This is a genomic window from Winogradskyella sp. (assembly GCF_013213975.1).
Lineage (GTDB): Bacteria > Bacteroidota > Bacteroidia > Flavobacteriales > Flavobacteriaceae > Winogradskyella.
Window position 1 is genome coordinate 1 of record NZ_JABSST010000093.1, and the last position, 10,631, is coordinate 10,631.

Genomic DNA, 10,631 nt, shown 5'->3' on the forward strand with positions numbered 1-10,631 from the left:
CTACAGCACAGCAAGTCTTTAATGCTGGCGATAATATCAGGAATATGGCTTTTACGGTTAAAATGGCCAAGAATTTTGACGAAGCCGTTGCACAATCTGTTGCCATTTCTCAAGGGATTGAAGCTCAGGTAAAAGAAATGCACAGAGTTGCACCCGATGATCAAAGTGCAGTACGGGTTAACAATACACTCGAGGAAGCAAAGAAAATATTTTCATTAATAGCAACAATACAAGGGGTGTTCTGGTTTGTTGGCATTGGAACCATCATTGCAGGTATTGTAGGGGTAGGCAATATTATGCTCATTATAGTTAAGGAAAGAACTAAAGAAATTGGGATAAGAAAAGCATTAGGTGCCTTACCTAAATCTATAGTTGGGATGATACTTCAAGAAGCGGTGTTTGTAACCTTATTTGCTGGATTATTTGGTTTAATATTTGGTTTAGCCTTGCTGGAATTGGCAGGTCCGCAAATAGACAGTGATTTTATTAAATATCCTCAAGTAGATTTCGGTATTGCTATAACTACTGTATTTATTTTAGTAATTGCAGGTGCATTTGCCGGATTTATACCGGCTTATCGAGCGGCAAAAATAAAACCTATTGTGGCACTAAGAGACGAATAATATGTTTAACAGAGACCGTTGGAACGAAATATTAGAAGCCTTAAATGCTAATAAATTTAGAACTGCATTAACCGCCTTTGGAGTTTTTTGGGGTATCACCATATTAGTATTATTGTTGGCGCTTACTAATGGTTTAAGAAATGGAGTTACAGCAGATTTTGGGAATTTTGCAACCAACTCCATGTTTATGTGGACTCAAGGTACTTCTAAGCCTTATAAAGGATTACCAAAAGGACGGTATTTTAATTATAAAATTGACGATGTAGCGGCTATCAAATCTGAGTTTCCAGAGTTAAAATATGTGTCTCCACGTAATCAGTTAGGTGGTTTTAGAGGTGCGAACAATGTAATTAGAGGAACCAAGACAGGTGCTTTTGAAATATTTGGCGATTACCCAGAGTTTATAAACCAACGCCCTATGGATATTCTTCAAGGTCGTTTTATAAGTTATTCAGATATTGAAGCAAAGCGTAAAATCTGTGTTATTGGAACAGGTGTTGTAAAAAGTCTTTACGATAAGGATGAAGATGTTATAGGAACCTACATAAAAATTAACGGGGTCAATTTCTTGGTTGTTGGAACCTTTAAAATGAGTAATAGCCAAGGAGACGATGAGCAAGATGCGAGTACTATTTATATGCCATTTACAACATTCGGTCAAGCCTTTAATATGGGTGATATTGTTTCTTGGATGGCAATCACAGCTGTGGATGATATTACCATAACTTCTGTGAAGCAAAAGGTATTTGATTTAATGAAATCAAGACATAAAGTACACCCTCAAGATGAGCGTGCTATTGGACATTTTGATCTCTCAGAACAATTTGGACGTGTCAATGGATTATTCACTATACTTGCTTTTGTAGGTTACTTTGTTGGTGCATTAGTACTAATGTCTGGAATAATTGGGATTAATAATATCATGCTCATTGTGGTTAAAGAACGCACAAAAGAAATTGGAGTGAGAAGAGCTTTAGGTGCCACACCATGGATGATAAAAGGTCAAATTTTGCAAGAGAGTTTAGTTTTGACTATCATTTCGGGGATGTTAGGTGTTTCCTTTGCGGCATTGGTTATATGGGTGATGAACGCTATTTTAGATAATATAGGCCCAGTAGAAAATTTTGCAAATCCTAGTGTTGGGATGCAAGTCGTATTTGCGGCATTAATCATTTTAGTTGTTTCAGGATTACTTGCTGGATTAATTCCAGCGAATAAAGCAACTAAAATGAAACCTGTAGACGCTTTAAGAATAGAATAATAAAAGTATCAATCAACAAAAATGAAAAGAACAAAAACCATCATTGTATTAATTCTTATTGTTGTTGCTTTTGCAACAGCTTTAACTTATTTATGGATGAAGAATCAGGAAGATCCTGTGAATTATACATCTGAAAATGCTAGCGAACAAACCATTGTAGTAAAAACTGTAGCAACAGGAAGTATTGTTCCGAAAGAGGAAGTCTTAATCAAACCAAATATTTCTGGAGTTGTAGAGGAAGTTTATGTTGAAGCTGGAGAATATGTAAAGCAAGGAGATTTAATTGCGCAAATAAAGGTTATTCCTAATGTGTCGAATCTAACGAGTGCTAAAAACAATATTGCTTCCAATAGAACGGCGTTGCAAACAGCAGAAATTAACTTTCAGACACAAAAGACCATCTATGATCGTCAGAAAGAATTATTTGATAAAGGTGTTATTGCTGCCAATGAGTTTGACCAGGTGAACAACACTTACTTACAAGCAAAACAACAGGTGGAGCAAGCAAGAATTAGCGTTACTCAGGCAAGACAGAATTATGATATTATCAAAACAGGTACGACCTCAGGATTAGGTAATATCGCACAAACTCAAGTAAGAGCTACTGTGTCTGGGATGGTGTTAGATGTACCGGTAAAAGCTGGTAATCAAGTTATTGAGGCTAATAATTTCAATGAAGGTACTTCAATCGCATCCTTGGCCGATGTTAAGAAAATGATTTTTGAAGGTAAAGTTGATGAGAGTGAAGTAGGTAAAATTAAAGAGGGCTTGCCTCTAGAAATCACTGTTGGTGCCATAGAGGATGAAAAATTCGATGCCGTATTAGATTACATCGCGCCTAAAGGAGTAGAAGAAAATGGGGCGATTCAGTTTGAGATTAAAGGTACACTTGCTCAAATAGACTCTACCTTTATTAGAGCAGGTTTAAGTGCTAATGCTTCAATTATTCTAGAGAAAGCTGAAAAAGTATTAGCGATTAAAGAAGCTTTGGTACAATACGATAAGGAAACTAAAAAACCATTTGTAGAGGTTGAAGTTGGTGATCAAAAATTCCAAAGAAAGGATATTGAATTAGGGATTAGTGACGTTATTTTTGTTGAGGTTAAAAGCGGTATTACTAAAGACGATAAAATTAAGATTTGGAACCAAGTACAAGGTATACCAGATTACGCACAGCAATAATTTTAACATTTATTGTAACACATTAGAATTTATATAGACAAATAGACATCATGAAAAAATCAATCATAATACTGTTGCTTCTTTTTGGAGTATTTGCACAAGCGCAAAATAAAAAGTGGACACTTAAAGAATGTGTGCAATATGCTTTAGATAACAATATTTCAATAAAGCAAAGTGAATTAGATGTTGAGCTTGCAGAAGTCGAAAAACTAACGGCGAAAGGAAACTTTATTCCTAGTTTAAATGCAGGAGCTGGGATTTCAGAAAATACAGGTTTAAGTTTTAACCCTATTACAAATAATGCCCAAACCACAACATTTCTTTCTGCTTCAGGGAATATTAACATTTCGTATACGATATTTGATGGTTTAAGAAACATAAGACAGCTTCAAAGAGCGGATATATCGAGATTAGCGAGTCAGTATAGATTAGATAAAATGGAGGACGATATTTCCCTGTTTGTTGCTAATGGATACTTAACAGTTTTATTAAATAAGGCCAATTTAGAGGTGCTTAAATCTCAGAACCAGGTTACCAAGGAGCAGATAGGGCAAACTCAAGAGCTCGTAGATGCAGGATCTCTGCCAAGAGGTGACTTACTAGAAATTAAGGCTACTGATGCCAGTGAACAACAACAAATCATTAATGCAGAAAATAATGTACAGATCTCATTAATTAACTTAGCTCAGTTATTATTAATTAAAGATTATGAAAACTTTGATATAGAGGATGAAGGTTACAATATTGTCGATGATGGTGTGTCAGAGAGAGATGTCTCCGAAATAATTGCTTCGGCGAAGGAAAATCGTTCGGAAATTAAAATTGCTGAGCAAAATGTTGAGCTCGCAGAAATTGATTTAAAAATAGCAAAGGGCGCTAACCTACCAACGTTATCAGCATTTTTTGGGTATAATACAAGGTATGCAAACTCCCCGTCTTTTATACAACAAGTAGATCCAGATAACCCAACGATTACCCAACAAATTGGTGTAGTTGAAGATACGGGTCAATCCGTTGTGGGTACAATTCCAAATACATTTCCCGTGGAGGTTGGAGCGGATCCATTGGTGGATCAGTTATATGAAAATGATGGTATTGGTTATGGATTACAATTAAATATTCCTATTTTCAATGGGTTTAATACAAAAGGTAACATACAGAGAAGTAGAGTTAGCCTTGAGCGCTCTAAATTCCAGCTAGAACAAGCAGAGTTAGACTTAGAGTCTACAGTTTATCAGGCATTTGTGGATGCCAAAGGAGCTTTAAAATCCTATGAATCAGCACAACTAGCATTAGAATCGCAAGAATTGGCGTATGATTATGCTAAGGAACGCTATGATGTTGGGTTAACAAACGCATTTGACTTTAGTCAATCTAAACTAAGATATGATAACGCAAGCATTAATTTGAATAGAGCAAAATACGATTACATTTTTAAATTAAAAGTTCTTGAGTTATATTTTGGCATTCCAGCAACGGAATTAAAATTTTAATTATGAGTAAAACATTAAAAATCGTTTTAGTGTCAGTAGGAGTAATTCTTTTACTACTGGTGGTAGGTGCTAAAATGGAATGGTTTGGAAAAAAAGGGAATTTTAAAGAAGTTACCGTGAAAAAGGTTGCTTTTAAAGATATAGTAGAAACTGTATCAGCAACAGGTAAAATTCAACCGGAAGTTGAGGTTAAAATATCCTCTGAAGTTTCAGGTGAAATTTTAGAATTACCATTTAAAGAAGGCCAAGAAGTTAAAAAGGGTGATCTATTAGTTAAAGTGAATCCTGATTTAATACAATCCGCTGTTAGTAGAGCACAGGCATCTTATCAGAATGTAAGAGCAGGTTTAGAACAAGCTGAAGCTAATCTTAAACAAGCGAAAGCTGACTATGAAAGAAATAAAGTTTTATTTGAAAAGGGCGTGATTTCCAAAGCTGATTGGGATAGAGCACTTGCAACTTTTGAAACTGCTGAAGCAAATAAAAGCTCTGCGTATTACAGTGTTCAGAGTGCGGCAGCAACAGTAAATGAAGCGCAAGATAACTTAACCAGAACTACAATTTATGCGCCAATGAGTGGTACTATCTCTATGCTTAATGTTGAGTTAGGCGAACGTGTTGTTGGTACGCAACAAATGGCTGGAACTGAAATTCTTCGAGTGGCTAATCTTAATAATATGGAAGTTGAAGTTGATGTCAACGAGAACGATATTGTTAAAGTTAGTATTGGTGATTCAACTATTGTTGAGGTAGATGCATATTTAAAGAAAGAATTTAAAGGTATAGTTACCGAAATTGCCAACTCCGCTGAAGGAAACTTAGCTGCTGATCAGGTGACCAATTTTAAAGTTAAAGTCAGAATCCTTGAAGAGTCTTATAAAGATTTAACAGAAGGAAAACCTGAAAGTTACTCTCCATTTAGACCTGGTATGACAGCAACTGTAGATATAATTACTAAAACGCGAAAAGATGCTATTGCCGTGCCAATTAGTGCAATTGTAATAAAGACGGATACATCTTCAACTAAAAAGCCATTTGGTAAAACAGATGAGTTTGATGATGAGTCTACACTAGAGGAAGAGAAATTTGAATGTGTATTTGTAAATGACAATGGAAAAGCAAAACTAAAGGTCGTAGAAACAGGTATTCAGGATGATACTAATATTGAAATTATTTCTGGCTTAGCCAAAGATGATAAGATTATTACTGGTCCGTATAGTACAGTTTCAAAATCTTTAAAACCAGGGGACCTTGTTGAGGTAAAAAACAAAAAGGAAAAAGCTTCTGAAGCTATAGAAGAATAACCAAATGCAATAGTGTAATGGCCTTAGTGCTTAATATAGAAACGGCAACAACTAATTGTTCGGTCTCTCTGTCTAAAGATGGAGAGACTTTGATTTTAAAAGAGGATAAAGATTCTGGATATTCTCATGCAGAAAAGTTGCACGTATATATCAATGAGCTTTTTAAAGAGGCCAATATAAATCCAAAGGATATCGATGCTGTTGCCGTGAGTAAAGGGCCAGGATCATATACAGGTCTTCGCATTGGAGTCTCTGCAGCTAAAGGACTTTGCTTTGCCTTAGATAAACCTTTGTTAGCAGTAAGTACACTAGAAATTCTAGCCCATCAAGTCAAGATTAATCAAGGTTATATTGTGCCAATGTTAGATGCGCGTCGATTGGAAGTGTATGCCGCCGTTTTTGATGCGAAATTTGAACAGTATCGAGGTATTAAAGCTGAAATTTTATCTAAAGAAACTTATAGTACGCTTTTTAAAGAGAATAAGGTTTATTTCATTGGAAGTGGTGTAGAAAAAACTAAAACTCTAGTTACACATTCAAACGCAATATTTATTGAAGGGCAATTACCATCTGCTAATGAGATGGCTCAACTATCTGAAAGGAAGTATAAAAAAAGCGACATTGAAGATGTCGCCTATTTTGAGCCTTTTTATTTAAAAGATTTTATTGCAATTAAACCTAAAGCCTAACTTTCTTTTTGTATTTCAACACTATGTGGGTAAGGAATTTCTATACCAGCGGCATCTAGAGCTTCTTTAACATTCTCTGTAACGTCAAAATAAACATCCCAATAGTGTTCGGTATTACACCAAGGTCTAACAGCAAAATTAACAGAACTCTCGGCTAATTCTAATACTGTAACTGCAGGTGCTGGATCTTTAAGCACTTTAGGGTGAGACGTTAAGACATTCATAATAACATTTTTAGTTTGCTTTATATCAGCATCATAACTAACTCCATAAACCAAGTCTACTCTCCTTGTACCTTCCGTTGTATAGTTAACAATATTGCCATTAGATAGTGCTCCATTAGGAATTATTATCTCCTTATTTGAAAGTCCGATGAGTTTAGTTGTAAATATTTCAATTTCTTTGACAACTCCAACTTCTCCTTGAGCTTCTATAAGATCTCCAATTTTAAATGGTTTAAATATCATAATTAGGACACCTCCGGCAAAGTTCCCCAGAGATCCTTGCAAGGCCATGCCAATAGCTAAACCTGCGGCAGCAAGAATGGCAGCAAAGGATGTTGTCTCTACGCCAACAGTTCCTAAAACAACTAGAATTAAAACAATCTTAAAAATCCAAGTTAATAGGCTTAGTGAAAACTTTTTCAAACTTTCATCGTAGTCTCCTTTGTTTAATATTTTTTTTAATCCTTTTAATGTAAGTTTAATGATCCAGCTTCCTATAATCCATATAAGTATTGCTGCTAGTAATTTTGGTGTGAACTCAACGATTATGTTGTAGCCCTTATCAATCCATTGTTGTGTATCCATTTTGGTTTATTAGTGGTTATTAAAAAATTTGTGTTTTAGTAGAGTAAATTTAAATATTTAAAATTATTAATTTAACTTTAAATGTCAATTTAAGGTTAACTCTACAATAATTCACATCATGAGCTTTTACAATGGTACTTTGGTCTTTTACAGATAAACTGATCGAGTATTTTTAACAGTCTTAGCAGCTTCTTTTACTGCTTTATTGGTAGCATCTAAATAACTATTATCAGTATTTGACCATACTTAAATAAGTTTTAGTATTGCCATAATTCTACGATTTTTAAGATTGATACTTTTATAAAATCACTAATATTAAAACGTCACAGGATCATTTAACCATTGATAGCGTTTACAGTAATACTTTCATCCTTAAGCATTTCCTTAAGCATATTTTCAATCCCATTTTTAAGTGTGAAGGTTGATGATGGACAACCACTACATGCACCTTGCAAAAGTACTTCCACCTTTTTTGTCTTCTCATCATAAGACCTGAATTCAATGTTTCCTCCATCACTTGCCACAGCGGGTTTTACATATTCTTCAAGGATGTTGACAATATTTTTTGAAGTATCATCAAGAGCTTCAAACTTTTGTTCAATAGCTTCTTCGGTCTTGTTTAACTGTTTAGGCGCATCATCAATAAGAATTGTTTTGCCGTCCTCAACGTAAGACTTTATAAATTCTCGCAGTTGTAAGGTGATTTCTTCCCACTCTATAATATCAAACTTGGTGATAGAAATAAAGTTCTTTTCCATAAATACATTTTTTACAAATGGGAATTGGAACAACTCTGTCGCTAAGGGTGATGGTTTCGCCTCTTCAATCGATGTGAATTCAAATACATTTGGAACCAACATTTTGTTGCAAACAAACTTCAATACACTAGGATTTGGTGTGCTTTCTGCATACACAGTTACTGCAGCTTTTGGTTTAGCGGCTTCTTCTGTTACCACAATTCCGTCTTTAGATAGGTAATCCTCAATTTGTGCAGCAACTTCATCTTGGACGTCTTTCCACGTGACAATGTTAAAGCGCTCTATAGCAATAAAGTTAGAAGCGATATACACCTTTTTTACAAAAGGAAGATAGAACAATTGCTGTGCTAATGGGGAGTGTTTAGCGTCGTCTATATTGTTAAATTCAAAGCTATTGTGATTCGTTAAAAATCTATCTGCTTCAAATTTTAATATGGCCTCATTTGAGGTTGGTACTATTGAAATTTTTGTCTTTGACATCTTTTTTTTGCAAAAATATGAAATATTGGATTTAATAGTTAATCCTAGTAATGTGTTTTGTAACTAAATTCTGAAGTCAATTCGTATAATTTGATTAAATTTCGCCCTCATTAAAATTGACCTCTGTGTTAAAATGTGTTCTTGCTAGCATTTGACAGAGTTAGTTTGATAAAAACTAATTATGAAAAAGATTATCTTTCTTGTAAACCTAATGTTTTCATTCATTGGGTTAGCTCAAGATCTTTCCATGCAAGATGGTTCATTTAATCGCTGTGCACCAGACCGATTTTTTGATTCAGGTGGTGAATTTGGAAATTATGGTAATAATGAAAATTTCACAACTACAATATGTGCTTTAAATGCAGATGAGTTTATAATTTTAAATTTCACATCTTTTAGTACGCAGCTTAGCCAAGATATCATGACCATTTATGATGGTACAGATACTACAGCACCAGTGCTCGGGATATTCTCTGGTGTTACTAGTCCTGGAACAATATCAGCGAGTACGACGAATACCTCAGGTTGTTTAACCATTACTTTTGAATCTAATGGAGCAGGTAATACCATTGGTTGGGACGCTGAGATTCTATGTGCTGCACCTTGCCAAGATATTACCGCAACTATAGATAGTACAAATCCAGAACCGAACGAAACAGGTGTTGTGAGTATTCTACCTGGTGATACGGTTGATTTTACGGGTAGTGCAACATTTTCAGTCGACGGTACTAATGCGTCATATAATTGGGATTTTGGTGATGGTAATAATGATATGGGTACAGATGTGTCCAACACGTTTGCTACTGCTGGCACATACACGGTGACCTTAACCGTTAATGATGATAATCCTCAAGGTTGTTCAGGTGTTGAAACCATTACGGTTTTTGTACTTGGGCCGAATGTGGTTGTTGATCAAGATATTTTTACAGTAGAGGAACTCATAATTGACGTGCTTATTAATAGTGAATGTGCTGATGTTGATCCTGATAGTGTTACATTTTCAACGGGATCTACTTTTGATCCTTCACAACCAAATGGTATTGGATACTTTTTTAGCAATGGTGTTGATTTTCCTTTTGAAGACGGGATTTTATTGACAACAGGTGATGCCAGTAGAGCTGGTGGCCCTAACGTATTCTTGGGTGACGGAACTGTTGGACTTTGGCCTGGAGATCCAGAATTGGATGCTGTAACAGGTATAAATTCTAATAATGCCACTTGGATACAATTTGACTTTACTCCCCTAGCAGACAACATTAGTTTTGAATTTTTAATGGCGTCTGAAGAATATGATATGGGTAATTTTGAATGTACTTTTTCAGATGCATTTGCCTTTTTACTTACAGATTCTATGGGTAATACGACTAATCTAGCTGTATTACCTGGTACAAATACGCCAATTTTGGTGACCAACATTCATTTGGATAATGGTTTTTGTCCAGCACAAAATGAACAGTATTTTGGGGAATATATACCAAATAATGCTCCACCCATTTCTTTTGATGGAAGAACAGCGGTATTTACAGCACAATCTACTGTTACGCCAGGTGAACAATACACAATTAGGTTAGTAATTGCTGATGATGATGATGGCAACTTTGATTCAGGAGTGTTTTTAAGAGCAGGAAGTTTTGATTTGGGTGGTGATTTAGGAGAAGATATTACAATTGACGCAGGAACTGCAGAGTGCGGTGGTAGTTCAATTACATTAGATACAAGTATTTCTACAGCTACGCACACTTGGTATTTTGAAGGTAATGAAATTACAGATGAAACAGGTCCAACGATTGAAGTTACTGAGACTGGAACCTATTCAGTTGACATTGCATTTTCAGATATTTGTCAAGCAACGGATTCAATTTTTGTTGAGTTTAAACCAAATCCAGAGATTAATTCTGCCGAAAATTTGTCCATATGTGATACTGATGGGATTGCAGAATTCGACCTCTCACTAAATGATGGTGATATACTTGGAACGCAGGACCCGAATGAATTTATGGTCACTTATCATCTCACAGAGCAAGATGCTATT

9 protein-coding genes and 1 pseudogene are annotated in these 10,631 nt (G+C 35.2%); 7 read left to right on the top strand and 3 right to left on the bottom strand.

Features of this window, described 5'->3' with window-relative positions; all coding sequences use genetic code 11:
* The 6 genes from HRU49_RS12705 to tsaB form a co-directional block, all read left to right on the top strand.
* Positions 1–623: FtsX-like permease family protein (locus tag HRU49_RS12705; protein ID WP_296357746.1), on the top strand; the 623-nt coding region annotated here is incomplete at its 5' end.
* Position 624: 1 nt separating this feature from the next.
* Positions 625–1,884: an ABC transporter permease gene (locus HRU49_RS12710; RefSeq protein ID WP_296357748.1), complete on the top strand. Its 1,260-nt coding sequence runs from the start codon at positions 625–627 to the stop codon at positions 1,882–1,884.
* A 21-nt stretch (positions 1,885–1,905) separates the two neighbouring features.
* Positions 1,906–3,066 (top strand): efflux RND transporter periplasmic adaptor subunit, encoded by a 1,161-nt coding sequence (locus HRU49_RS12715; protein WP_296357750.1) that lies wholly within the window; start codon positions 1,906–1,908, stop codon positions 3,064–3,066.
* A gap of 50 nt (positions 3,067–3,116) precedes the next feature.
* The gene (locus tag HRU49_RS12720; RefSeq protein ID WP_296357751.1) at positions 3,117–4,559 is read left to right on the top strand and encodes a TolC family protein; all 1,443 of its coding nucleotides are present in this window, start codon (positions 3,117–3,119) and stop codon (positions 4,557–4,559) included.
* 2 nt (positions 4,560–4,561) lie between these two features.
* Positions 4,562–5,863, top strand: a complete 1,302-nt coding sequence (locus HRU49_RS12725; protein ID WP_296357752.1) for an efflux RND transporter periplasmic adaptor subunit — start codon at positions 4,562–4,564, stop codon at positions 5,861–5,863.
* Positions 5,864–5,880: 17 nt separating this feature from the next.
* A complete protein-coding gene (gene tsaB / locus HRU49_RS12730; protein ID WP_296357754.1) occupies positions 5,881–6,552 on the top strand; it encodes a tRNA (adenosine(37)-N6)-threonylcarbamoyltransferase complex dimerization subunit type 1 TsaB in 672 nt (223 codons plus the stop codon).
* Here the strand turns inward: tsaB and HRU49_RS12735 are convergent.
* The 3 genes and pseudogenes from HRU49_RS12735 to HRU49_RS12745 all read right to left on the bottom strand — a co-directional run bounded on the left by HRU49_RS12735 (position 6,549) and on the right by HRU49_RS12745 (position 8,599).
* Positions 6,549–7,361, bottom strand: coding sequence for a mechanosensitive ion channel domain-containing protein (locus tag HRU49_RS12735; RefSeq protein WP_296357756.1), 813 nt, complete (start codon positions 7,359–7,361; stop codon positions 6,549–6,551). The two genes, tsaB and HRU49_RS12735, sit on opposite strands and share 4 nt — an antisense overlap.
* 147 nt (positions 7,362–7,508) lie before the next feature.
* Positions 7,509–7,559 (bottom strand): annotated as a pseudogene (locus HRU49_RS14760) (hypothetical protein); the annotation flags it as partial.
* A gap of 137 nt (positions 7,560–7,696) precedes the next feature.
* Complete coding sequence (locus HRU49_RS12745; RefSeq protein ID WP_296357759.1) at positions 7,697–8,599, bottom strand: NifU family protein; 903 nt, start codon at positions 8,597–8,599, stop codon at positions 7,697–7,699.
* Positions 8,600–8,780: 181 nt separating this feature from the next.
* Here HRU49_RS12745 and HRU49_RS12750 point away from each other — a divergent pair.
* Positions 8,781–10,631, top strand: a 1,851-nt coding sequence (locus HRU49_RS12750; RefSeq protein ID WP_296357761.1) for a choice-of-anchor L domain-containing protein, incomplete at its 3' end; no start/stop codon positions are given.